At 48.3% G+C, this 26,568-nt stretch carries 16 protein-coding genes; 10 read left to right on the top strand and 6 right to left on the bottom strand.

Annotated elements, in window-relative coordinates; translation table 11 throughout:
* Positions 1-171: 171 nt before the first annotated feature.
* From WJT86_RS05965 to WJT86_RS05940, 6 genes are all read left to right on the top strand, one after another.
* Entirely contained in the window at positions 172-1,665 is a 1,494-nt protein-coding gene (locus WJT86_RS05965) for a replicative DNA helicase (RefSeq protein ID WP_346336612.1), read from the top strand.
* Positions 1,662-2,843 carry an alanine racemase gene (alr, locus tag WJT86_RS05960; RefSeq protein ID WP_346336611.1) on the top strand — a complete coding sequence of 394 codons (1,182 nt, stop codon included), beginning with the start codon at positions 1,662-1,664 and terminating at the stop codon, positions 2,841-2,843. The genes WJT86_RS05965 and alr overlap by 4 nt, the downstream gene beginning before the upstream one ends.
* Positions 2,836-4,251, top strand: coding sequence for a DNA repair protein RadA (gene radA, locus WJT86_RS05955; protein WP_346336610.1), 1,416 nt, complete (start codon positions 2,836-2,838; stop codon positions 4,249-4,251). Before alr ends, radA begins: the two co-directional genes overlap by 8 nt.
* An 83-nt stretch (positions 4,252-4,334) precedes the next feature.
* On the top strand, positions 4,335-4,943 hold the full coding sequence (locus WJT86_RS05950) for a CvpA family protein (RefSeq protein WP_346336609.1): 609 nt from the start codon (positions 4,335-4,337) through the stop codon (positions 4,941-4,943).
* 148 nt (positions 4,944-5,091) lie between these two features.
* A complete protein-coding gene (gene purF / locus WJT86_RS05945; protein WP_346336608.1) occupies positions 5,092-6,570 on the top strand; it encodes an amidophosphoribosyltransferase in 1,479 nt (492 codons plus the stop codon).
* A 91-nt stretch (positions 6,571-6,661) separates the two neighbouring features.
* Positions 6,662-7,405, top strand: a complete 744-nt coding sequence (locus WJT86_RS05940; protein WP_346336607.1) for an SDR family NAD(P)-dependent oxidoreductase — start codon at positions 6,662-6,664, stop codon at positions 7,403-7,405.
* A 51-nt stretch (positions 7,406-7,456) separates the two neighbouring features.
* Here WJT86_RS05940 and WJT86_RS05935 read toward each other — a convergent pair whose 3' ends face one another.
* The 3 genes from WJT86_RS05935 to WJT86_RS05925 all read right to left on the bottom strand — a co-directional run bounded on the left by WJT86_RS05935 (position 7,457) and on the right by WJT86_RS05925 (position 18,369).
* Positions 7,457-15,952, bottom strand: coding sequence for a GH36-type glycosyl hydrolase domain-containing protein (locus WJT86_RS05935; RefSeq protein WP_346336606.1), 8,496 nt, complete (start codon positions 15,950-15,952; stop codon positions 7,457-7,459).
* 303 nt (positions 15,953-16,255) lie between these two features.
* On the bottom strand, positions 16,256-17,614 hold the full coding sequence (der, locus tag WJT86_RS05930) for a ribosome biogenesis GTPase Der (protein ID WP_346336605.1): 1,359 nt from the start codon (positions 17,612-17,614) through the stop codon (positions 16,256-16,258).
* 92 nt (positions 17,615-17,706) lie between these two features.
* Positions 17,707-18,369: a tetratricopeptide repeat protein gene (locus tag WJT86_RS05925; RefSeq protein WP_346336604.1), complete on the bottom strand. Its 663-nt coding sequence runs from the start codon at positions 18,367-18,369 to the stop codon at positions 17,707-17,709.
* A 317-nt stretch (positions 18,370-18,686) separates the two neighbouring features.
* Here WJT86_RS05925 and WJT86_RS05920 point away from each other — a divergent pair, with 317 nt between their 5' ends.
* Positions 18,687-19,337 (top strand): TRAP transporter small permease subunit, encoded by a 651-nt coding sequence (locus WJT86_RS05920; RefSeq protein WP_346336603.1) that lies wholly within the window; start codon positions 18,687-18,689, stop codon positions 19,335-19,337.
* A gap of 21 nt (positions 19,338-19,358) precedes the next feature.
* Positions 19,359-21,248 carry a TRAP transporter large permease gene (locus WJT86_RS05915; RefSeq protein WP_346336602.1) on the top strand — a complete coding sequence of 630 codons (1,890 nt, stop codon included), beginning with the start codon at positions 19,359-19,361 and terminating at the stop codon, positions 21,246-21,248.
* A 51-nt stretch (positions 21,249-21,299) separates the two neighbouring features.
* On the opposite strand, the gene aqpZ is transcribed toward WJT86_RS05915, so the two are convergent.
* Together aqpZ and WJT86_RS05905 are read right to left on the bottom strand one after the other, a co-directional pair.
* On the bottom strand, positions 21,300-21,986 hold the full coding sequence (gene aqpZ / locus WJT86_RS05910; RefSeq protein ID WP_346336601.1) for an aquaporin Z: 687 nt from the start codon (positions 21,984-21,986) through the stop codon (positions 21,300-21,302).
* A 325-nt stretch (positions 21,987-22,311) separates the two neighbouring features.
* The gene (locus tag WJT86_RS05905; protein WP_346336600.1) at positions 22,312-23,247 is read right to left on the bottom strand and encodes a hydrogen peroxide-inducible genes activator; all 936 of its coding nucleotides are present in this window, start codon (positions 23,245-23,247) and stop codon (positions 22,312-22,314) included.
* A gap of 159 nt (positions 23,248-23,406) precedes the next feature.
* Here WJT86_RS05905 and WJT86_RS05900 point away from each other — a divergent pair, with 159 nt between their 5' ends.
* Both WJT86_RS05900 and WJT86_RS05895 read left to right on the top strand, forming a co-directional pair.
* Complete coding sequence (locus WJT86_RS05900; RefSeq protein WP_346336599.1) at positions 23,407-24,855, top strand: catalase; 1,449 nt, start codon at positions 23,407-23,409, stop codon at positions 24,853-24,855.
* A 221-nt stretch (positions 24,856-25,076) separates the two neighbouring features.
* On the top strand, positions 25,077-25,805 hold the full coding sequence (locus WJT86_RS05895; RefSeq protein ID WP_346336598.1) for an FkbM family methyltransferase: 729 nt from the start codon (positions 25,077-25,079) through the stop codon (positions 25,803-25,805).
* Positions 25,806-25,852: 47 nt separating this feature from the next.
* Here WJT86_RS05895 and gstA read toward each other — a convergent pair whose 3' ends face one another.
* Entirely contained in the window at positions 25,853-26,461 is a 609-nt protein-coding gene (gene gstA / locus WJT86_RS05890) for a glutathione transferase GstA (RefSeq protein ID WP_346336597.1), read from the bottom strand.
* Between the last annotated feature and the right edge of the window lie 107 nt (positions 26,462-26,568).

Here is a 26,568-nt window from a genome sequence, read left to right as displayed (position 1 = left end):
CGATTCGTGTCAATCACCTCTGCCTTTTTTTTACCATAGTGTGGAGAAAGGTGGATTATGAGAGTAGTGACGCAAAGGATGCCGCAGGAGCGGTTCTGCCCGTAGCGTCAATTCATTTTATGTTTATGACTCTGGTAACACGTTTTACTCGCAGACTAACCGGAAACAACAATGGCTACCGCAAACGCCCTGATTACGCATCTTTCTGTTGCCGAGACAAACTTCCGTGAAGCTCCGGGCAACATTGAGGCTGAGCAGGCTTTACTGGGTGCAATCCTCGTCAACAACGAGGCTTATTATCGTGTTTCCGACTTTCTTCTGCCTGAGCATTTTATTGATGGTACGCACCAGCGTATCTTTGAGGTAACATCGCTTCTCATCAAGCAGGGCAAACTCGCAACCCCTATTACACTCAAAACATTTTTGGGTGATGCAGACCTTGGTGGCCTGACTGTTTCTCAATATCTTGCCCGCCTAGCAGCCGAAGCAACGACAATCATCAATGCGGAAGAATATGGCCGTACCATCTATGATCTCGCAATTCGCCGCCATCTGATCAATATCGGTGAGGACCTCGTCAACGTTGCTTTTGATGCGCCCGTTGATATGGCCCCACGTGAACAGATCGAAGATGCAGAACGCCGTCTCTACGAGCTGGCTGAAAAAGGCCGTTATGATGGTGGTTTCCAGAAGTTCTCCGATGCCCTGACTGGCGCTATTGATATGGCAGACGCTGCTTTCAAGCGTGAAGGCAAACTGTCAGGTATCTCAACCGGACTTAAAGATATGGACAAGACCCTTGGTGGTCTGCAGCCATCTGACCTTGTCATTCTTGCCGGACGTCCAGCGATGGGTAAAACATCGCTCGCAACCAATATCGCCTTTAACATTGCCAAGGCTTACAAGGGCGAGAAACAGCCTGATGGTTCAATCAAAACTGTTAATGGCGGCATTGTCGGCTTCTTCTCACTCGAAATGTCATCCGAGCAATTGGCAACCCGTATTATCGCTGAACAGGCCGGGATTTCATCCTATAAGATCCGTCGTGGTGATATTACGGACGATGAGTTTTTCCGCCTCACTGACGCAGCCCGTCAGATGCAGACAATCCCCTTCTACATCGACCAGACAGGTGGTATTTCGATTGCTCAGCTGACAGCCCGTGCCCGCCGCCTCAAAAGACAACGCGGCCTTGATGTTCTCATCGTTGACTATCTGCAACTCCTCAGTGGCAGCAGCAAGAAGGGTGAGAACCGCGTTCAGGAATTGACCGAGATCACCACTGGCCTGAAAGCCCTTGCCAAAGAGCTGAATGTGCCAGTCGTTGCCCTGTCACAGCTTTCCCGTCAGGTTGAAACCCGTGACGATAAACGCCCTCAACTGTCTGACCTTCGTGAATCCGGCTCGATCGAACAGGACGCTGACGTTGTCATGTTCGTGTATCGTGAAGAATACTATCTCAAGATGAAGATGCCTAAAGAAGGCACGGAAGACCACTTCAAGTGGCAGGCCGATATGGACGAGGCTCACGGTAAAGCTGAAGTTATCATCGGCAAACAGCGTCACGGTCCAACAGGTACTGTACAGCTCGCCTTCCAGGCTGAAGTCACTCGCTTTGCTGATCTGGCTGAAGAAGATAGAATGCCGGAAAGAATCGGAGATTGAGTACAGGTATGAACAGGGAAACGCCCCATTCCGACAGCACCATCCCCGCTGCGGAAGCGGGTGGGATTTTGACGATCAACCTTAATGCACTTGTCGCTAACTGGCTGTTTCTTAAAAGCCAGGCTGCAACAGCAGAATGCGCGGCTGTTGTTAAAGCAAATGCTTATGGTATTGGCATAGAACACGCCGTTCCTGCTCTGTTGAAAGCCGGTTGCAAAACCTTTTTTGTAGCTCTTTTATCAGAAGCCAAACGTGTCCGGAACATAACACCAGACGCAACAATCTATGTTCTCAATGGCCTCTTTGCAGACACTGAAACAACCTATGCGGCCTATAATATCCGACCGGTTCTGGGTTCAATAGAAGAACTCGAACGTTGGTCATTATTTTGCAAACACACAGGTAAAAAGCTTCCGGCAGCTCTCCATATCGACACAGGTATGTCGCGTCTTGGCATTACACCGGATGATATCAGCACCGTGGCGCAAAGCCCTCTTCTGGAGAGTTTTGAGTTATCACTACTGATGAGCCACTTTGTCTCTTCAGAAGAACCCGATAACCAGCTCAATCAGAGACAGATTGATTGCTTTGAAAATTGCCGTCAGCTGTTTCCCGGTATTCCGGCCTCATTGTCCAATTCATCAGGAATTCTTCTGGCCAATGCGCCGACTTATGACCTGCTACGCCCCGGCTATGCCTTATACGGCGGCAATCCAACCCCCGGCAAGCCTAACCCCATGCAGGAAGTTGTAACGCTTAAAGGGCGCATTGTTCAGATCAGAACCGTTCCTGCGGGTACTAGCATCGGCTATAACAGCCGCTGGATTACTGACGGTGAGATGCGTTTGGCGACAATTTCCATTGGGTACGCTGATGGCTATCCGCGTTCAACCAGCGGCACGAAAGATAAGCATCTTGCCAATAAACCTGCAGGTATTGCGGTCGTTTCTGGTGAGCGTTGTCCCTTTATCGGCACGGTCTCCATGGACCTGATCATTATTAACATTACGAAGATTGATCCAGCCTCCGTCAAGGTAGGTGATTTGGTTACTCTGATTGGTGATGGTATCAGTGTTGATGATGTGGGCTTAAGCGCTGGTACTAATGGCTATGAAGTCCTGACCCACCTTGGCAAGCGCTATTTCCGGCAATACATCGGTGGAGATATTGATGGCTAAGCGTAGTTCTCAATTCATCTGTCAGGAATGCGGTGCCGTTTACAACCGCTGGAAAGGCAAATGTGAAGCCTGCGGTGGCTGGAATACGATCGTTGAGGAAACCTCAAGTTCTCCCCTGGCAGGCCCGGCATCTACACGTCCCTCAAGAGCAAAAGGCAGGGTTTTCCCCTTTGAAAGCCTTTCTGGCGAGATTAAAGAAGCGCCGCGCATTCCCTCCGGCATTGCTGAACTTGATCGGGTCACGGGTGGTGGTTTTGTCCATGGCTCCATTATTCTTATTGGCGGTGATCCGGGCATTGGAAAATCCACACTTCTGATGCAGGCTGCAGCCAGCCTCGCCCAGAAAGGGCATCGTGTGGCCTATATCTCTGGTGAAGAGGCCATCGCACAGGTGCGCCTGCGTGCAGAACGTCTCGGTTTAGCAAGCGCTCCTGTGGAACTTGCTGCAGAAACAAATGTCGAAGATATCATCGCGACAATGTCCAACGGAGTTCCGCCAACACTGGCAATCATCGATTCAATCCAGACCATGTGGACCGAGACCGTTGAATCTGCACCCGGAACCGTCACGCAGGTTCGTGGTAGCGCACAGGCACTGATCCGCTTTGCAAAGACTAAGGGAACAGCGGTTATTCTCGTTGGTCACGTAACAAAAGATGGCCAGATTGCGGGCCCGCGCGTTGTTGAACACATGGTGGATGCGGTTGTCTCATTTGATGGAGATAACAGCCATCATTTCCGTATTCTGCGAGCCGTTAAAAACCGCTTTGGCCCGACCGATGAAATCGGTGTCTTCGAAATGAGTGATCAGGGCTTACGGGAAATTGAAAATCCCTCCGAGCTTTTTCTTGCCGGACGCGATCATGCGGTTCCCGGAACTGCTGTTTTTGCTGGGATGGAAGGGACACGCCCTGTCCTGACTGAAATTCAGGCCCTCGTTGCTCCCAGTTCTCTTGGCACCCCACGAAGATCTGTCATCGGCTGGGATAATAACCGTCTCGCCATGATCCTTGCCGTTCTGGAAGCCCACGGTGGCCTGAAACTTGGCATGCACGACGTCTATCTCAATGTTGCCGGTGGTTTACGCATTAATGAGCCAGCTGCAGATCTTGCTGCGGCTGCGGCCCTGGTTTCATCATTATCAGGCGCTGCCCTTCCCTCAGACACGGTTTATTTTGGAGAGCTTGGCCTCTCAGGCGCAATCAGACCAGTTTCACACATGCAGAACCGTCTCAAAGAAGCTGCTAAACTTGGCTTCCGCACTGCTGTTACGCCAGTCCCAAGACAGGAACGGAATGAAAAATTTGCTCTTACTCCGAATGCGATAGGCCACATTACCGATCTTGTTGCGTCTATTGCAGCCTCAAGGGTACGGGGAAAACCCCATCTTTCTGATCTCGAAGGGTGACTAAGTAAAAAACTGACGCTATATGTGCGTTTAACTTAATTTACATGTTGCGGCTCTGCCGCCCGCTTGGATTTAACAGATCAATGCCAATTTCTGTTCTGGATATCGTCGTTATCGGCGTTACACTTATTTCTGCAGTTCTTGCTGCTGTCCGTGGTTTTTCTCGGGAAGTTCTTGGAATTGCTGCATGGGTTATCGCAGCTGCAGCCGCATGGTTCCTTTTTCCAGCTATTCTGCCTTTTACCAAGCAATACGTCTCTCATGACACAATCGCCTTGGCCATCACGATTGCAGGCATCTTCATAGTTACATTACTGCTCATGTCTCTGATTACTGTACAGATTTCTGATCTTGTCCTTGATTCCCGTATTGGTGCGGTTGATCGGACGCTGGGTTTGGTTTTCGGGATCGTTCGTGGCTTTCTGATTTGCGTTATTGCATGGCTGCTATTTAGCCTGCTGTTGCAGGGTAAGGTCCCTGATTGGGCAGAAAGCGCCAAAACACGTCCATTACTGGATAGCACCAGCGCAACCATCTCAAACATGTTCAAAGCCAACACAGAAGGTTTGGCCGACAAGTTCTTCAAGAAACCGGCAGACAGTGGAAGTGAACCACCTCCAGAGCCTGCCCAGACACAGCAGGAGAACGTTGAGCCCTCATCACAACCAGATGGCTCAGCAGGTCAGCAGTAAGATTTTATGGGGATTGCTCTACAAATGCGCAGTCCCCATATCTTTTGTAAGAGTAAAACATATTGAACTATAGGCGCCTTTGTCTTGGCGCTTTTTGGCATTAAGCCACAACGGTCATCGATAGCACCAGAATCCAAGAGGGTTTAAAATGTATCAGCGCTCCGGAGCCTGTGAAAGCAGTGATTTCGATCTTGATCTCGACGGAGATACCTTGCGTGAAGAATGTGGGGTTTTTGGTATTTTCAATCACCCGGATGCTGCTGCAATTACGGCTCTTGGCCTCCATGCCCTACAGCATCGCGGGCAGGAAGCTGCCGGTATCGTCTCCTTTGATGGTAAGGTCTTCCACTCAGAGCGCAAATTAGGCCTTGTCGGGGACAACTTTTCCCGACGTTCGGTTATTGAACGTCTTGTCGGTGACTCTGCCATCGGTCATGTCCGGTATTCAACCACTGGCGAGACAATTCTGCGCAACGTGCAGCCTCTCTTTGCTGAACTTGAGGGAGGTGGCTTCGCTGCCGCCCATAATGGCAACATCACCAATGGCCTCTCTCTCCGACGTCAGCTGATCAGTGATGGTGCGATCTTCCAGTCTACAATGGACTCTGAAGTTATCGTTCATCTGGTTGCCAGAAGCCGCGGTAAACTCCTTGATCGTTTTATCACAGCACTTAAGCAGCTTGAAGGTGCCTACTCTTTTGTAGCCCTGTCCAATAAAAAGCTGATTGGTGCACGTGACCCTCTTGGCATTCGCCCACTGGTGCTTGGTGAGCTTGACGGTCGCTATATTCTGGCCTCGGAAACGTGTGCCCTTGATATCATTGGCGCACGCTTCATTCGTGATATCGAAAATGGGGAAGTGGTTGTCATCTCTTCTGATGGCATTGAATCCTTCTTCCCATTCCCACGGCAGCCTGCACGACCGTGCGTTTTTGAATACATCTACTTTGCCCGCCCAGATTCAATCGTGAATGGCCGTGATGTCTATCAAACACGCAAAGCCATGGGGCAGCAGCTGGCAAAAGAAGCACCGGCTGATGTAGATGTCATTGTTCCTGTACCGGATTCAGGTGTTCCGGCCGCTCTTGGTTATGCTCAGCAGATTGGCAAACCTTATGAGCTTGGAATTATCCGTAACCATTATGTTGGCAGAACCTTTATTCAACCGACCCAATCCGTACGTGAACTTGGTGTGCGTATGAAGCATTCGGCAAACCGCAGTGTTATTGAGGGCAAGCGCATTGTGCTGATTGATGACAGCCTCGTTCGTGGCACAACATCAATCAAAATTGTTCGCATGATGCGTGAGGCAGGAGCCAAGGAAGTTCACTTCCGTATCGCCAGCCCACCGATTACGCACCCTGATTATTATGGCATCGACACGCCCAATAAAGATAACCTGTTGGCGGCAACCCATAACCTGCAGGAAATGTGTGAGTTTATCGGTGCCGACTCCCTCGCCTTCCTGAGCGTCGACGGTATTTATAAATCCATGGGTTATGAAGGACGTGATCCAAAGCAGCCACAGCTGACCGATCACTGCTTTACAGGCGATTACCCAACACCATTGACCGATGTCAGCTCATTAACACCTCCCCACAAGTCCTTGCTGACAGAAGCGAATTGATCATATAAAGCCGGAGTTGTTATAAAATAACCCGGCTTTCATTTTAGCCTGCATGGACTGGTTTATCGATCTGGTATGAACGGAGTTTGATGTGTCAAAAATACTGGCTGGCAAAGTTGCCGTTGTAACGGGTGCTTCACGCGGAATTGGCAGAGCAGCAGCCCTCGCTTTAGCTGAAGCTGGCGCTCATATTATTGCCTTAGCCAGAACACAGGGCGCTCTGGAAGAACTGGATGATGCCATTCAGGCTGCTGGCAGCACAGCAACACTCGTGCCCGTTGACCTGACAGATTTTGAAGCCATTGACCGTCTTGGTGCTGCAATCTACCAGCGTTGGGGCAAACTTGATATTCTGGTTGGCAATGCCGGGATGCTTGGTGAACTCTCCCCAATCACCCACATTGATCAAACCGTATGGGATTCCGTCATGAAACTGAATGTGACGGCAAACTGGCGTCTCATCCGCTCTCTTGATCAACTTCTACGGGCCTCAGAGGCCGGTCGGGCAATATTCCTGACATCTGGCGCCGCTCACAAGTGCAAAGCCTACTGGGGTCCTTATTCCGTTTCAAAGGCAGCCTTGGAAGCACTGGTTCGTACCTATGCGGCTGAGACCGTAAAGACACCTGTACGGGTCATGCTGGTCAATCCCGGCCCGCTTGCAACCTCGATGCGCAAAAAAGCGATGCCTGGCGAAGATCAATCCACCTTAAGAACGCCGGAAGATCTTGCACCGCATTTCATTACTCTGGCTTCGAACGAATGGAATGAAACAGGCAAGATACTCGACTTTCCGCAAGACGGCCGGATTTTAACACCTCAAATGCCTGCATGATTGGCTACCCAAGAGTGGAACAGTTTGGGCAGGATTAAATCCTGCCCGTTTTTATTCACTCTTTCGCGAGCCGGAGCCCTTCTTTCCAAGTGAGATTTCAAGCTTGTGGGCCTTCCCGTCAAGCAGGAGTATGAGACGGCCACTTTTCTCGATCTTCTGTACCTTGCCATTCAGAAGTGCCTTACTGATTCCCTTATTGACACTGGCGTCATTGCTGACTTCAATCTCATAGGTGGTGTCAGCAATATGAACCCGACAACTGAATGATGGCCAGTAGGTTGGAATACACGGCTCAATTGTCAAATGACCGTCCTGCTGTTTGAGACCAATGATGCTCTCAACTCCGGCTCTGTACATCCAGCCTGCAGAGCCTGTGTACCACGTCCAGCCACCCCGGCCGATATGCGGCGCTTCAGAATAAACGTCAGCAGCAACGACGTAAGGTTCAACTTTATAGCGGGCAACTTCTTCATCATTCTTGGCATGATTGATGGGGTTCAGCAGTGAGAACAGCCGCCCAGCCGTGTCTCCCTTACCCATTTCGGCAAAGGCAATAATCCCCCACATTGCTGCGTGACTATATTGACCTCCATTCTCACGCAAACCTGGCGGGTATCCTTTTATGTAACCCGGATCACGAGAGGTCTTATCAAAGGGCGGCGTAAACAATAACGAGATGCCATCTTCATAGCGGACAAGATATCGCTCCATCGCCCGCATCGCCTTATGGGCCCTTTCCGGCTTTGCACCTCCAGACAGAACAGCCCAAGTCTGGGCAATAGCATCTATCTGGCATTCATCACTGCCAGAAGATCCAAATGGTGTGCCATCATCAAAGTATCCGCGGCGATACCATTCACCATCCCAGCCATATTGTTCAATGGCAGCAGCAACCATTGCAGAATGAACACGCCATGTATTCAGCCTATCCGGATCACGTTTCTCCGCAAATGGTGCGATCAGCTCAACCGTTTTTACAAAAAGCCAACCAAGCCAGATACTTTCACCCTTACCAAGTTCACCAACACGGTTCATACCATCATTCCAGTCACCTGTACCGATAAGTGGCAAACCATGCGAACCGGTCAGTTTGACACATTGATCAAGACCACGTGCACAGTGCTCAAACAGGCTGGCAACTTCCTCTGACTGCAGTGGGAAGAAAAAGGCATCATGCTCCCCCTCACCAAGCTGCTGCCCTTCAATGAATGGAATTTGTTCATCGAGAATGCTTTCGTCACCTGTTGCTCGAATGTAGGTTGCAACACCATAAGACAGCCAGACCCTGTCATCAGAGATCCGTGTTCGGACACCCTGCCCGGAATGTGGCAACCACCAGTGCTGAACATCACCTTCCGGAAACTGCCTTCCTGCCGCACGAATAAGATGCTGTCTAGTCTGTTCTGGCAGGGTAAATGTCATTGCCATACCATCTTGCAACTGATCACGAAAACCATATGCACCACTCGCCTGATAGAATGCAGAGCGGGCCGTAATCCGGCATGCCTGGGTCTGATACAGGAGCCAGTGGTTGATCATGATGTCCATAGCTCGGTCTGGCGTTCGTATCTGAATTGCTGTCAGAATTTTATCCCAGTACTCTTTAACTTCATTTAGCAGGCTGTCGAAATTGATAGACCGGTACTTTTCGACAAGCGCCTTAGCTTCATCAACTGATTCAGCATCTCCTAATAGAACAATAATTTCCTTAGTTTCTTCGGGTGCAAGTTCAATCTTCTGCTGGATGGCAGCACACGGATCATAACCAGCGCCAGTATTGCCTGAGAGGGGCTCTTTCTCCTGTAATACAGCCGGATAGGCCAACCTACCATTACGACCCAGAAACTCACGACGATCACCAGTCCAGGCTGTCTGCTGTCCAAGCATATCAAAGAATGAAACACGCGTTCCGAATGGGATACTCCATGGATTACGAGCTAAAAATGCTTGTGTTTCAGGCTCTATTTCCGTGACAATGTAAGGCGCAACAGCTCCACGGGAGGAACCCAGAACCCATTCAAGATAAGCCGTTATAGATAGTTCACGCGGCTGACCTGAAAGGTTTTTTAACTTCAACCGGGTAATCTTCACATGGTCCGTCACGGGAACAAACTGCAAGGTATCCATATGAATACCAAAGGCACGATGTTCAAAACGGCTGTAGCCCCTACCGTGCCGGGCAATATAGTTTCCCCTGTCACGGAGTGGGGCTGCCGTTGGGCAGAAGATATCACCTGTTTTTTCATCCCGGATATAAAGACATTCACCGGCAGCGTTCGATACAGGATCATTTGACCACGGTGTCAGTTGATAATCTCGGCTGTTGACCGCCCAGGTATAACCGGCCCCCTCTGCAGAGACGTGAAAACCAAAACCATCGTTGGCAATAACATTAATCCATGGCGTTGGTGTTTGCTTTTTACTTTCAAACGTAATGACATACTCTCGGCCATTATCAGCAAAACCACCAAAGCCATTGAAAAACTCCAGTTCCTCAGACAACTCAATTCGCTCTGCAGAAGAATTGTATCTGTAAGGAGGCAGCAGTTTGACAGGAGGCGCCGTATCCAGACGGGCAAACTGGTCTGCCAGTAAGCCGCGCCTTGCTGTCAGAACAATACGTGCAACAGAATTCACCAGATTGCGTGTCTCAACACTCATCAGATCAGAGCGCAGCGTATATATGGAACCTCCAATCGCACGTCCATTGATAATCAAACGCGGTCGACTTGCCCGAGCCACAGCTTCAATTGCGTTCTGCAGGTCCTGCAAATACGATGCTGAGCGCTCATTTATAATCACAAGATCGACAGATAACCCTTTGAGATTCCAATACTCATGCGCACGAATTAACTGTCGGACAACTTCCATATCCTCAAGATCATCAATCCGTATCGCAACAATTGGCAGATCTCCAGATATCCCCTGCGACCACAATCCGTTTTGCGGGCCAAGGCCCAACTTGATGATATCCGAAGATGGCCTTAGCCGCGGATCAGCAAAGATGACATGCCCGGCCAGTCTCTGGAAATCTGCAGCTTCGCGGGCACCAATATCCAAGTGGCGCAGTTGTAGCTGGGCCTGTGTCCATGCCAACGTCATGGCGCGCTCATACGAACCGGGGCTCCGATGAGTATCAATAAGATTAATCAGCTCATCACGGGAGGATGCAACAAATGTCCAGAACGAAATACGTGTGGTTCTTCCTGGTTCGACCTCAACCCGATGACGCAATGAAAAGACAGGATCAAGAACCGTTCCGGTAGAATTGGAGAGTTTCCCCTCCTCCCATATTGCTTCCGGAGAGCGAATTGTCCTTCCACGACCGAGGAACCTGGCACGATCGGTCTCATACTCAGTTGGCTCTCTCAAGTGATCACCGCTGATAAAAGCCACATGTGCGGCCCATAATTCCGGATCGTTTGCAGCTCGTGGGCGCCTTGTTGCGATCAAAGCACCATATTCTTGCAGATACTCGGTTTGTACAAACATCTTAGAGAAAGCCGGATGTGCAATGTCTGAATCTGAGCTGGCTAGCACAAGCTCCATGTAAGATGTCAGTTCGATCATCCGTGTCTCAGAACCTGAATTAGACAGAGTAATACGCCGGACTTCTGATGGACTTTCAGCAGATACGAGAACATCCATTGCAGTTGTGAGATTACCATCCCTGCGGCTAAACTCCGCTCTGTCTTCACTAAACAGAACTTCATACTGGTCTGGAATTGTCCCCGTCGGCTGCTGCCCCGCTGACCATACCTCTTTCGTCTCAATATCTTTCAGGAAGATATATGAACCCCAGTCATCCCGTGATGCATCTTCACGCCAGCGGGTTACTGTCATGCCATTCCACTTGCTGACGCCAGAGCCGGCAGATGTCAGCATAACGGAATAGCTGCCATTGGACATGAGATGGGTTGCTGGCGACGTCCCGCGTACGGCTGTCAGACGACGAACGGTTGCAGCTCCCACTTTTAACTTGGCTGCTGCAACATTGTACTCTTCGGCGCGTTGTGGCGGCGCTGTAACATGACGCGGCGTACGTTCCTGAAGAAGCAATTCACTGGCATGGATAATTGGCTCAGCATGGAAACGCTCCTGCATGCACTTGTTCATCAGGGTATTGGCAATTGCAACAATCGTCATTCCCTGATGGTGAGCCATATAATTATATACAATCTCAAACTCAATGCCTTCAAGAAGACGGGCCTTCGTGAAATCCACTGCATCATAATAGCCGTATCGGCCACACGCCCCTATATCCTTAAGACGTCTGTAATTCTCAATGACCTTGTGGGGATCATACATTGATGCGAGCCCCGTAGCATAAGGGGCTATGACATGATTATCAGACAGCCCGCGTTTAAGCCCAAGATCAGGAATGCCAAAGTTTGAATACTGATAGGTAAACTCGATATCACGCGCATTATAGGCAGATTCCGATATGCCCCACGGTGTTCCTATCTTTGTGCCATAGGCCTCCTGACAATCAACAACCAGATTGTTTGTCCGATCCAGCAGAGAACCAATCGGTTCCCGCATAACCAAAGCCGGCATCAAATATTCAAACATTGAGCCGGACCAAGATATAAGGGCCGCCCCCTTACCGACAGGAGCCCCGGTTCTGCCTAGACGGAACCAGTGACGCGCCGGGACATCACCCTTTGCAATAGCGAAGAAACTGGCAAGGCGTGCTTCAGACGCCAGAAGGTCATAACAATTGTTATCAAGGCTATTCTGTGGAACAGAGTAACCTATTGAGAGCAGCTTGCGCTTTTTATCGACCAGAAAACTGAAATCCATATCAAGAGCAAGTTTACGGGCTCGGGTAGCTATCTTCCTAAGACGTCGGCGTACACTTTGCGGCGCATCGCGCAGATAAAGAATATCCTTATGATGCTCCTCAACCGAAGTAAGAACTGCCTTTGCCCAAAAAAGAACGTCCGCAGCACTCAACGAACGGATTTTTGATATTACCGTTTCAATATGCAGGACTAGCTCAGCACAAAGTATTTCCAGGGAGAACAGCGTATCTTCGAGAGGTTTGTCTTCCTCATTCAGTATAAAGGACAAGCGCTCTTCTATCTGTCTGAGATACTCATCGACTTTATTAGATTTGTCTCCAATTTCAGAACCAATAGCTTCAAGAGCATCTTTCAAAAGAGACAGATTGTCTGAGATACCTGTCATAACAACTTCTCTTTTGATCGGCATTTCAGCCCATTCTTCACACGCCTGAGCAAGAGCAATCAAATGTCCACCAAAATTACCGCTATCAACCGATGAAACATAAGGGGGCTGAAGGACATCCAGGTTAGATGTGTCATACCAATTATAAAAGTGTCCTTTGAATTTCTCGAGCTTTTTCAGGGTTTCAAATGTAGACTCAAAACGCTCGACAGCCCGCAGGGTACTTGTCCAGCCAAAATCACGGGCTGAAACAGCAGAGAGAAAATAGAGACTAATATTTGTTGGAGATGTCCGCCGTGCCAAAATTGGTTCAGGATCTTCCTGAAAATTATCCGGTGGCAGCATATTATCGTCGGCTGTTACAAAGGTCTCAAAATACCGCCATGTTTTTCTTGCGATTATTCTGAGCTCATTCTTGTCTTCCTGAGTAATTTCCACACGGTTACGGGCCTTGGGACGTTTACTGATCAATGAAGCAATAGCAGGAGCGGCAAGCCATAAAATAGCCAGTGGCAAGATTTCTAGCCAGGCAGCTTGTCCAAAAGCAACAGCCAAAAGCAGCGCTAGAACAACAAGAACAACTCCGCCTGACATAGAACGATAGAAGCCAAATAATGTCAGTCGGGGACGACTCCCGGCCTGAGCTGACGTTACCCATTCAAGCATATTCTTACGGCTGATAAACAAACGGTAGATCGTTCTGAAAAACGCATCCCCCATCAGCCATGCCTGATCAGCAAGGAATGTTATATTCAGAAGAACAAGGAGTCCGGCTATTTTCAGATCATTGGCAATAACGGTAAATCGGCTTCGCCGTGTAATTCCTCTTAGCCGCGAGGTTGCAGATATGAAGACAGGAACAAGACTTGGAACAGCCATCATCAACACAAGTGACAAGAGCCAGTAGAAGGCTGCATTGGGTGGCAAAAACCAGCTGGCAATAAAAGCAATAAACGTCATTGGCGCGAGCATTGCTCGACGCAGATTATCCATCATTTTCCACCGGCCGAGCCGGGCAACACCACCAAAGCCCCTCTTAGTCAGCCGTAAAGCCCAGGGTAGCAACTGCCAGTCACCGCGTGCCCAACGATGGGCGCGTTTATTGGCAACATCATATCGAGATGGAAAGTCTTCAATAAATTCTATGTCAGAAACATAAGCAGCACGAGCAAAGATGCTCTCAAAAAGATCATGGCTAAGCAGTGTATTTTCAGGAATACGTCCTTCAAGAGATGCCTCAAAGGCATCAACATCATATATACCTTTTCCTGTATATGTGCCTTCCCCGAACATATCCTGATAAACATCGGAAACCGCACTTGAATAAGGGTCAAGCCCACCAGGGCTGGAAAACACCTGCTGAAATAGCGTACTTTCACTTTGTGTCGGAAGTGAAGGCGTAACACGCGGCTGCATAATCGCATAGCCTTCGGTTATTCGCTGTAAATTCTTATCAAACTTGGGCTGATTCAGAGGATGGGCCATCTTGCCAATAAGCTTACTGACAGTTCCCAATGGAAGACGTGTGTCTGCATCAAGCGTAATAACAAACCGGACATTCTCTGGCACCCGGTTTACATCCGCATCCGGCAGGAATGTCGTCTCAGTATCTCCGCGTAACAATCGGTTCAATTCACTAAGTTTGCCCCGCTTCCGCTCCCAGCCCATCCATGTATTTTCACTTTCATTGAACAGTCGGCGACGATGGAGTATAAGAAAACGTCGTCCGGATGCACTGGGACCATATTTCTCATTAAGAGCTTCAACAGCCTTTTGAGCAGTTTCCAGAAGCTCCTTATCCTGATCCGTTATTTCCTGATCAGAATCCTGCCAGTCAGACAGCAAAGCGTATGTCACATGTCCATCAGGACTTGCCAGATGGTGGACCTCCAGCTGTTCAACCTGCTCAAGAACATCTGCCTTGTTAAGGAGAAGCGTCGGCACAACAACCATTGTCCGGAGATGTTCTGGTATAAAGTCTCCCAAGTTGAATGCCGGAAGCTTTCGGGGTTTATACAGTCTGATGGCTAGCTGATTGACTATGAAAACAGCTGCTTCACTGACAGGTATCAAGCCAATAACAAGTAATAAGGGGAGATAAATTAAGTTAAGATCAGAACGCCAGACAAGCGCTAAAATGCCAGCAAGAATGACCAGCATCACAACATGTACGCTGGTCACATAACTTCTAACTCCTCGTGCAATCGCAGACCGGTAAAACCATTTTCCAAACGGAGGTTTGAAGTTAATCAGACGCTCAAATTCATAACGCCCTTTAGAGACAAGATAGTAACCCGGATCCTGTTTTCTTTTTTCTTCTCCCTTTTCCCGGGCTTCCTCAGCACACGCCAAGGCCCGTTCGGCAATTTCCAGCTCTTTCAGTTTGGAACCACGTGCCAGAACCTCAATCGCACTACGGTATAGATTACGTGTCGAGAAATCCATTTTACGGAATGAACAGGCATGGCGAAGACATTCATCAACAAGACTGACACTTTCAAAAAGCTCGGACCAGTCAGTATTGGAGATCAGACGCATACTTGTGACGACATTCTGAACGGTCACATTTGAAGCGCCCTGTCTTTGCTGGGCAAGATGGACGGCCTCATCAATGGTCAGATTATCCTGCTCCAATCTGCGTTCCAGCCACTCCTGAATGGGGGCAATCTTTGGATCAGGATCTCTGAAACGGCGAGAAAGCTGGGCAGCAAGAATAACTGGCAGGGATTTCCGGTCATAAGGCGCAAGAACATCCGCCATTGTTTCCTGCGCATGACCATTCACACCCAGCATACGGTCGGCTAACTCATTGGCTTCCTCACGTAAAAGATGGGCATCAATGATCTGTTTGGATAAACGCCTCAGATTTTCGATAAGAACAATGCGTAATGTGATGGCTACAGCCCACAACTCACCAATCGTCAGGGGCTGAACACGCTGATAAGACCGTAAGAAACTACGCAGGGCTTCAGGTGTAAAATGACTATCCGTATGAGCAACAAATGCCCAGGCAATGCCAAAAACACGTGGATAGCCACTGAACGGGCCACTATCAAGTTTAGGCAACTGCTTATAATAACTTTGTGGCAGATCTGAGCGGATTTCCCATATTTGTTCTTCAATCACATGATAATTATCCAGCAGCCATTCGGCGGCCGGAACAATTTCATCCTCGGCTTCAACAGCATTCGCACTGGCCCTGTAAGCCTTCAGCAGAGCTTTTGCATTTTCATCAAGTCTGGACTGAAGCGACATGACAGACTTCGGTGACTGGGTCACTGTCTGGGCATGAGCCAAACTTTCAGCATGCTGTTCAAGACGTTCGATACTAAATAGTTCTGCCCTAATCGGGGCCATATCATTCCAGGGAATGGATTTATGATCCCGTCGAAGTATGTTATTCAGTTGGTTTCTTAGCACTATGTCACCTGCCGTACGTAAAAGAGGAAGGTGAGCTGATTTTAATCAGTTCACTGGCTCATGCCCCCGGCATGTCCATTGAGCAGATGGATGTTGCAATGCGTTAAAGCGGTATGTTTCTATCTATACTCTTGGATAGTATATGTAGCAGTCAGGAAAAAAAATAAGCCTTTAGACAAACCTAAAGAGGAGATAAGTTATCTCCTTAGGCTGCTTAACAAATTTTCTGGCTATAAAAACTTAACGACGTTTTTTATCGAATGGGTTCTTACCCGTCCGCAGAGACAGCCTGATCGGCACGCCCGGCAACTTAAAGACTTCACGGATATTGTTGACCAGATAACGGCTGTATGATTTTGGCAGCGCATCAAGCTGGTTTCCGAAAATAGCAAAATGCGGGGGTCTGGCCTTAACCTGTGTCATATAGCGTATCTTGATACGACGCCCTGAAACAGCAGGTGGTGGATTAACCTCCAATGCCTCAGAAAGCCATTCATTGAGACGTGCAGTTGAAATACGCGTATTCCATACTTCATAAACTTGAAGCACGGCCTTCATCAGGGCATCAATCCCCTCACCTGCAAGGCCGGACAAAGGAATGATCGGTGCGCCCCTGACCTGAGGTAGAAGACGAGTAGCCTTTTCCTTCAGCTCTGTAAGCAAACCACTCTGGTCCGCCACGAGATCCCATTTATTGAGGCCGATGACCAATGCGCGGCCTTCCGTTTCAATCAGGTCAACAATGGTTAAATCCTGCTTTTCAAATGGAATGGTTGCATCAAGCAACACCACAACCACTTCTGCAAAACGGACAGCACGCAAACCATCGGCAACAGACAGTTTCTCAAGCTTATCCTCAACACGCGCCCTTTTCCGCAAACCTGCCGTATCAAAGAGACGGAACTGTCGTCCACGCCACGACCAGTCAAGAGAGATGGAATCGCGCGTAATACCGGCCTCCGGCCCTGTCAGCAAACGCTCTTCCCCGAGCATCCGATTGATCAGGGTTGATTTACCGGCATTCGGACGACCGACAATGGCAACCTGCAAAGGCTTTTTAGCCCGTGCTTCGTCATCCATTTCATCATCGTCATCCCAATCCATCTGCTCCTTATATGGAACAAGCGCATCATAAAGATCGCCCAGCCCCTCACCATGTTCCGCAGAAAGAGCGATTGGATCCCCAAGTCCAAGGGAGTAGGCTTCATAAGCGCCTTCCATCCCCTTGCCGCCTTCTGCCTTATTGGCAATCAGAATGACGGGCTTGCCAGATCGTCGGACAAGTTCTGCAAATGGACGGTCAGCCGGTAAAATACCAACACGGGCATCAACGACAAAGAACAGAAGATCAGCTTCATCAATGGCAGCTTCAGTCTGCGCCCGCATGCGCCCAAGCAGTGAGGCGTCGTCTGCTTCTTCCAAACCAGCCGTATCAATAATTTTGAATGAAAGCTCTGCAAGACGGGCATCCCCTTCCCGGCGATCCCGGGTTACCCCCGGCCTGTCGTCAACAAGCGCAAGTTTTTTACCAACCAGTCGATTGAACATGGTTGATTTTCCGACGTTTGGACGTCCAATAATGGCAACGGTTAGGGTCATGGTCCCTGTAGTCTCACATATTTTCCTGCATCGAATTAAGAGCAGGCATCAAAATCATAAATTTATGGGACGATGTATCGTCCCATAAATGCTTACTTTACAGTTTGAACAACCCCACCGTCCAGAATACCGGTATAAAGCGGCAAACGGGTCCGTAAAGAAGGAGGTGTCTCAGCATCTTGTTCAATAGCATCGAGCCAACGTCGGGCAGCTGCCTGATCACCCTTCTCGATAAAGAGCAAAACCAGCATTTCTTTTGCCGTGTGACGCCAGGCACTGTTATTGGAAAGAAGCTCAAGGTCGCTCTGTGCAGAAGACGGGTCAGCGGCATTCATCCGCAACATGGCACTACGCAGCTTGGCATAATCACGCCAGTCAGTGCTGATCTTGCTGTCTGCGGCAAGCGCATTGTACTCACGAATGGCGCCATCCGTATCCTTCGCAACCAGATCACCAGCAGCCGTAAAGCGGGAAAGCAATACATAGCTTTCAGGAGCATCTTTACTCAGGCTACCGAGAATCTGTTCAGCATCGGAATTCTTGCCCTGCTGGATAAGGCTGGTTGCCTGCATAAAACGCATGCTGGCATCCTGAGCTTTATTAAGCTGTGCATTTTCCCAATAACGATAACCACCAACACCGATGATCACGAGCGCAACAACACTGATAATCAGATTGCTGTGTTTTTTCCATATTTCAGAAATACGGTCACGACGGTATTCCTCGTCAACCTCACGAAAGAATTCATCACTCATATGGCTCGTTCCATTATATCCAGCATGTTTATACACTATAATTCGATATTTTATTGCGCCTTTCATCCAGATCGTCTAGATGAAAAGCCAATACCAAATAGGTATTTTAAAATTACAGAAATGTTCGCCTAGCACAGCCTAGTGTCCAAAGCGAGCCCATACGGGTCGTTTACTGAATTTTGACGTGAAATTCATGACCATTGTCGGGGTCGCCAAGTTAGCGACAACTGCAATAGAAGTTCCACGACACCCGTAACATCGGGTTTCAGAGAGCATACTGGTCTTTGGGGCGAATATAAAGAAGTATGAGGAATCCGGTGTCCAGCCTGATTAAATTATCGCGCGGTATCGATTTTATTACCGAGTGGATTGGCCGTATTTTTGCATGGACCGTGTTTCTGGCAACGCTTGTGTCTGCCGGAAATGCCTTGCTGCGCTATATTTTTCCAGATCTTTCATCCAATGGTCTTCTGGAACTGCAATGGTACCTGTTTGGGGCGACCTTCATGCTATGCGCTGCATGGACGTGGAAAAATAACGGTCATGTCCGCATCGACGTAATTTCTTCCCGCCTTTCTCCAAAGGCAAGGAACTGGGTTGAGCTATTCTGTCATTTCTTCTTTATGCTGCCATTTCTGGCTGTCATGATGTATCTGACGCCAGATTTCGTATTTTCGACCTATCGTTCAGGTGAGGTTTCCTCAAGTGTTGGCGGCCTGATTGTCTGGCCTGCGAAGGCACTTATCATGGCAGGCTTCTATGTGCTTGGTCTTCAGTGGATCAGCGAAGTCATCAAACGCATAGCCATTATGCGCGGCCTGATGCCCGATAATCACGCCGGCCACCTCGACAGTGCAAAAGAAGAAGCTGACCGTATTAAGGCTGAGCTTGCTTCAGAAGATACAGCCGTTTCCCCTGGTAACAGCTCCAAAGCAGGATCGTCCGATGACGGTTCGGCCCGCAGCTGATTAAGTAGCAGAGTTTATTCCATGCTTGAGCTTATAGCCCACAATCTTGCGCCGTTAATGTTTGCGTCGCTTATCGTGTTTCTGCTGTTGGGGTACCCTGTTGCGTTTTCGCTGGCTGCCAATGGTCTGATCTTCTTCTTTATTGCCCTTTTCCTCACAGACCTCGTACCGGGCTCTGTGAACGTTCAATGGCCGCTTTTACAAGCCTTGCCAGACCGAATGTTCGAGGTCATGAAAAATGAGGTGATGCTTGCCATCCCCTTCTTTACCTTTATGGGCCTCGTACTCGAACGTTCAGGCATGGCCGAAGATCTGCTTGATACCATCGGTCAGGTTTTCGGAACCATCCGTGGTGGTCTTGCCTATGCGGTCATTTTTGTTGGTGCCCTCCTCGCAGCAACAACGGGTGTTGTCGCAGCATCCGTTATCTCGATGGGCCTGATCTCCCTGCCGATCATGCTGCGTTATGGTTATGATCGCAGACTTGCCAGCGGTGTTATTGCTGCTGCAGGTACATTGGCTCAGATTATTCCACCTTCTCTCGTTCTGATTATTCTTGGTGACCAGCTCGGACGCTCAGTAGGTGACATGTACAAAGGTGCATTCATTCCGGGGCTGACACTTGCCGGTTTATATGCCCTCTGGATTTTTATCAGTTCGATTATCTTCCCGAAGAGCGCTCCCGGCCTGCCGGTTGATGCGATCGGTCACCGTGAGCCATCAGGTGCACGCGGCCTTTGGCAGCTTGGTATTCTTGTCCTGTTCTCTGGCTATTATGCAGATCGTATCGTCGTCAATGCCGGCATTTCATCACCAATTGACGTTGTCATTATCTCCATTCTGATTGCCGCGATTGTTGCGTTCACCTGTTCAATCATTAATCGCTTCCTTGGCAGCAGGTATGTTCTTGTTACACTTGCGCTGACACTGGTCTTTGGCTGGGCATTCTATACCATGCAGGATGGTAGCTCTTTCGCCAAGGTTGCAACAATCGAGATTCTTCTGGTCAGCTTAATCTACGCATTGATTGCCGGTATTTTAGAGCGCTTCTTCAAGTTTCGTCTGATTTCCCGTATCGCAGAACAGGTCACCTTCGTGATGGTTCCGCCATTGTTCCTGATCTTTCTTGTATTGGGCACAATCATCCTTCAGATCGCAACACCAACAGAAGGTGGTGCTATGGGAGCGATCGGCGCTCTGCTGATGGCCGCTTTCAAGCGCTGGTCTGACAAAAATCCTGCCCGTTTCAACTGGCAGATGCTTCGTCAGGCAACGGAATCAACCGCCAAGCTTGCAACCTTTGCTATGTTCATTCTTCTGGGTGCACGCGTCTTCTCTTTAACATTCTTTGCCGTTGAGGGCCGCACGTGGGTTGAAAACCTGCTAACTTCCCTTCCGGGTGGAGAGACAGGTTTCATTCTCTTCGTGATGGTGTTTGTCTTCGTCCTTGCCTTCTTCCTCGATTACTTCGAGCTGGCATTCATTGTTATTCCGCTGCTGGTTCCAACAGCGAATGCTCTGGGCATTGATCTGGTCTGGTTTGGCGTCATGCTTGCCGTTAATATGCAGACAAGCTTCCTGCATCCCCCATTTGGCTTCTCTCTGTTCTTCTTAAGATCCGTCGCACCCACGACGGCCTATCAGGATAGGGTTACAGGCACGACAATCCAGCCGGTAACAACAGGGCAGATTTACTGGGGTGCTATCCCATTTCTCTGCATTCAGATTCTGATGATTGGTATTCTGTTCTTCTTCCCTGGAATGGTCACCCATTACAAGGATTCGAATACGACATTGGCTCCGGCTGCTATCCAGCAGCAGCTGGATAATATGGTCCTGCCTGATATGGAAGGCCCCGGTGGTGATGGTGGATTGGATGGTCTCGACATCCCACCTCCTCCAAGCTTCTAATAAAAAACGCCCCTTTCGGGGCGTTTTCTTTTAATAATATCGGGTCTCGACTTATTCCTTACCGAGCAGAACTTTCCAGATGACAGCGCCAACAATAGCGCCTGCCAATGGAGCTGCCCAGAACACCCAGAGCTGCTGCAAAGCTGCGGTCTCAGCAAAAATAGCAACACCAAGCGAACGGGCTGGGTTAACTGATGTATTGGAAACCGGAATAGAAACGAGGTGGATCAGTGTCAGGCCAAGACCAATTGCAATTGGAGCAAAGCCAGCCGGAACCAGTTTGGATGTGGCACCCAGAATAATAATCACGAAGAAAGCTGTCAGAACAACTTCTGCGATAACAACAGCTTGAAGGCTGTATTTACCCGGAGACAATTCACCAAAACCATTGGTTGCAAAACCACCAACTGTGAAATCAGCTTTACCGGAAGCAATAAGGAACAGAACGGCAGCTGCAGCAATTGCACCGAGAACCTGAGCAACCCAGTAAGGGACGAGATGCTTGATATCAAAACGGCCAGCAACAGCCAGACCTAAAGAAACAGCTGGGTTAAAGTGACCGCCGGAAATACCACCAACAGCATAAGCCATTGTCAGAACTGTCAGACCGAATGCCAGTGCAACACCGTGAAAACCAATTCCTAATTCAGGAAATGCAGCTGCAAGAACAGCACTGCCACAACCACCAAAAACAAGCCAGAAAGTCCCGAAGAACTCGGCAGATAACTTATTCAACATATTGAACCTCTTATCGTCACTAATAGTCAGTTTAAGACTGTAATTTTGCTAACCAGATAAGGGAACATTCTGTTCGTTATTTTGTTCCTGCCAGATTTTACTTTGCGATTCGCAGACGAAGCCCCCGTAAAATAAAGACTTAAACGCTTCCAACATTCCCATATTGCTTGGTTAGTTAACTGCGCTATAGTCTGATCCAAATCAAAATGCACGCGTGTTTATGAAAATATTTCTTCATAAACACGCGTGCATTATAAGTTTTGCTAAAAATACATATAAAATAGCGAGCTATATTTTACGCATCAAATCATGCGAAAAAACAGTATTAGCCACCATTTCTAGCCATTATCTGGCGTCCTTTAGCAACAGCCTCACTACCGACATGAGCGATCACATGCCCCAATGTTTCAAACTCTTCTTTTCTTGGGGAACTTGTACGCCAAGCCAGATTAACCTTCCGAGAGGGTTTAATATCCGAGAAACGACGCAAAATCAGTCGTGAAGGGTCTTTCAGCTCAGCTGGAATTGCAATTTCTGGAAGGAAAGTTGCTCCCTGACAATTTACAATAAGCTGAATGATTGTTGCCAGACTTGTGGCCCCATACTGCTCCCGTATACGTTTGGTAGAGGTATTGCAGAAGCTCAAAGCCTGATCTCTCAGGCAATGCCCTTCATCAAGTAACAGAACATCAATATCACTCAGGCTCTGGCTTGAAATAATTGGTTCCTTAGACAATTCCGCATTGCTGCATATTGCCAGAACAAAACCATCTTCAAAAAGATCTATTGACTGGACCCCTTCCTGATCAACTGGAGTAGAAATCAGGATTGAATCTAAACGCCCTGTTGTAAGCTCTTCGTAAAGCTTCTCAGTATGCGCTTCATAAATAGACAGTTCGAGTTCTGGAAATGAGGTGCGAATGGCTGGCAGAAGCTGGGCAAGCAGATAAGGAGCCAGAGTTGGGATAATTCCCAACGATAACTTTCCTTGTAGGTAACCACCTGCTGTAGCTACATAATCCTGAAGATCATGGACAGATAGCAAAATGTCCTTAGCCTTTTTGGCAACCTCTATTCCAACAGCAGTCAGTTCAGCTGCCCCCCTCCTCCGCTCAACAAGCGGAATCCCAAGTATATTCTCAAATTCTTGAATTTGAATAGACATAGCTGGCTGGGTTACTGCACATTCCTCAGCTGCCCTGCTGAAGTTATTATGGCGAGACAAAGCCTCGAAATATCGTAGATGACGCAACGTAATCATTATAATTTTTTCTTATACTCATGAGAAAATAATACAATTTGTTCTTATCAATAAATATTGCCACAAAGCAAGAGGATTAAATGATTTTCCTCGCAGATAAGTCCTTCTGTCGCAGGTAAAGAGGCAAATTTTTCACATATCTTAGAAAGAGGGCTCATTATGAGTACAAAATCATCTTTTACACTCACAACTGAAAATGGCGCCCCAGTTTCAGACAATCAGAATACTCAGACAGCAGGTCCTCGCGGCCCAGTCCTTCTTCAGGATTTCCTTCTGCTTGAAAAGCTCGCCCATCAGAATCGGGAGCGTATCCCTGAGCGTACAGTCCATGCCAAAGGCTCTGGCGCATACGGCACACTGACTATTACAAATGACATTACAAAATACAGCCGCGCTAAACTGTTTGAGAATATCGGCAAGCAGACAGAGGCCTTTATCCGCTTCTCTACAGTTGCTGGTGAGCGCGGTGCTGCTGATGCTGAACGTGATGTCAGAGGTTTTGCTCTCCGGTTTTATACGGAAGATGGTAACTGGGATATCGTTGGCAATAACACACCAGTATTCTTTATCCGTGACCCTTTGAAGTTCCCTGATTTCATTCACACACAGAAGCGTCATCCGCGCACGAACATGCGCTCCAGCACAGCTATGTGGGATTTCTGGTCCCTATCTCCAGAAAGCCTGCATCAGGTAACAATCCTGATGTCAGATCGTGGCCTGCCTCAGAGCTTCAGATTTATTCACGGTTTTGGCTCCCACACATATTCATTCATCAATGCTGACAATGAACGTTTCTGGGTGAAGTTCCATTTCAAGTCCATGCAGGGCATTAAGAACTGGACCAATGCAGAAGCAGCAGACGTGATTGGTAGTGATCGTGAATCTGCGCAGCGTGATCTTTATGAAGCTATTGAGCGCAAAGAATTCCCGCGCTGGCGTTTCTGCGTTCAGATCATGCCCGAAATGGATGCTGAAAAGACATCTTACAACCCGTTTGATCTGACAAAAGTCTGGCCTCATGCTGAGTATCCACTCATTGAAGTTGGCATTTTTGAGCTCAACCGTAATCCAGAAAACTATTTTGCTGAAGTTGAGCAAGCCGGGCTTACCCCTGCAAATATTATACCGGGCATTGGCTTCTCTCCAGATAAAATGCTTCAGGGCCGCCTCTTCTCTTATGCAGATGCCCATCGTTATCGTCTTGGTATCAACCATCACCAGATTCCGGTTAACAAGCCCCGTTGCCCTGTTCACAGCTACAATGCGGATGGTGCAATGCGTCTGGAAGGCCGTGCCAATCCTGATGCATATTATGAACCAAACAGCTTTGGTGGCCCGAAGGAAGATAAAGCATACGCAGAGCCTCCGTTGAAAATTTCAGGCGATGCAGACCGCTATGATCATCGCGAAGGCAACGATGATTATACCCAGCCAGGCAATCTGTTCCGTTTGATGTCCAAAGACCAGCAGGACCAGCTTTTCAGCAACATTCGTGATGCAATGCAGGGCGTCCCGGAAGAAATCATCCGTCGCCAGATTGCACACTTCTCTAAAGCTGACCCTGCCTATGGTGCAGGTGTCGCTGCAAAACTTGGTCTGACTATCTGATCCGGTTTTGGGTTATTGAGACGATATTTCAGGAATACCCAGTCCCCCCTTAATATAACTGGGATATCGTCTCTTTAGTGCCATTGTCCCTTGAAGGCAGTGTCACACGAAGCGGGAGCGAAGATACGCTCCCGCTTTTAGTTTAAGACCGTAGTGGAACAGTCCGCACACCATTATCTGCCCCGACAGATAACATGCCTCCGTAACAACAGGTGTACGGAATGGCCAGACAAATAGACTACAAAAATCGCACCCTTTTTATAGATGATGCCCAGCCAACATTTTGGGATAAATTCTGCAAGGGTCTATGGGAGCCAGAAACTCTGTCTCTCATTGATGACCTTCTGGCACCAGATACAACATTTATAGATATTGGAGCCTGGGTTGGCCCGACATCCTTGTGGGCTTCCTTTACAGCAAAAAGGGTCATTGCACTTGAGGCAGATCCTGTCGCGCTTTCCCAGTTCAGAAGTAATCTGCTGGCAAATCCGACGCTTGCAGATCATATTGAAGTTATTGCCAAGGCTCTTTATCCGAAGAATGAACCTGTTTTTATGCGCGCGAACAGGAAGCCGGGAGATTCAATGTCCAGTATTTTACTGGCATCACAACCACAACCGGAAAAGCCTGTCTGGCAGGTCCAGCCTATTACGCCTTCTGAAGTTCTGGCGCTAATGGAACCAGATGAAGATATTATCCTAAAAATGGATATAGAAGGCGGCGAATATAGCCTTCTTTCAGAAATAGTGCCTTTATTATTGCAAACTCGCGCTTTTCTGATCTCATTTCATCGTCAGGTTGCGGAGCAGACATTAGGCTGGACACGGCAAAAATCTATTGAAGTTGAAGAGCAGTTTATGAAGAATCTTCAACCAACGTTCACAGTAACTCCAATTGGAGACAAACATACTAACAGCTCAACATTTGAAGTGCTGTTTGTCCGCAAATAAAAAAAGGGGCCCAAAGGCCCCTCTCCATAACATTTCAAGGTAGAGAATTACTTGAAGTTATCTTCTTCCTGAATAGCCTTCTGAACAGCCGGAATCTTTGCAACACGCTCGACAAAACGTGCAATTGCAGGCCATTGCTTGACATCAATATCAAAGTACTTCAGCCATCCAAGAACGACGAAGAGATACCCGTCAGCCGGTGTAAACTTACCACCAACCAGATAGTCCTGCTTTTCCAGAACAGGTTCAATAAAGCCAATACGATTAATAAGCTTTTTCTTGAAAATCTCCTTAACCTCTGCTGGCATGGTTGGGTTAAAAAGTGGCCCGGCAGAACCATGCAGCTCGGTACCAATATAGTGGAGCCATTCCTGCATGCGAACACGTTCCATAGTACCATTTTTAGGTGCGATATCAGCTTCTGGCTTAAGATCAGCTAAGTACTGAACGATAACTGGCCCCTCTGTCAGAATTTCACCATTATCAAGCTCAAGAGCCGGTACATATCCTTTGGGGCTGACATCATAAAAATCGCCGCCATTGGACATTTTCTTTGTCTTGGTATCAACCTTGATCAACTCATATGGAAGCCCGAGTTCTGCTAAAACGATATGGGGGTTCATTGAACAGGCATGGGGGGCAAAATACAACTTCATGTTTCTCTCCACTGATAAGGACAGAAGATAGCACTCTTCATTCCTTTAAAGCAGATGTACTATGCACTGATGCAACTTCAAGAATGTGTTTTAGCGAACATCATAAA

Origin of the sequence: Hohaiivirga grylli (assembly GCF_039655745.1) — a bacterium.
In the GTDB taxonomy this organism is placed as follows: domain Bacteria; phylum Pseudomonadota; class Alphaproteobacteria; order Rhizobiales; family Beijerinckiaceae; genus Hohaiivirga; species Hohaiivirga grylli.
Note: the sequence above shows the minus strand (reverse complement) of the source record. Positions and strands in the feature narration are given on the sequence as shown.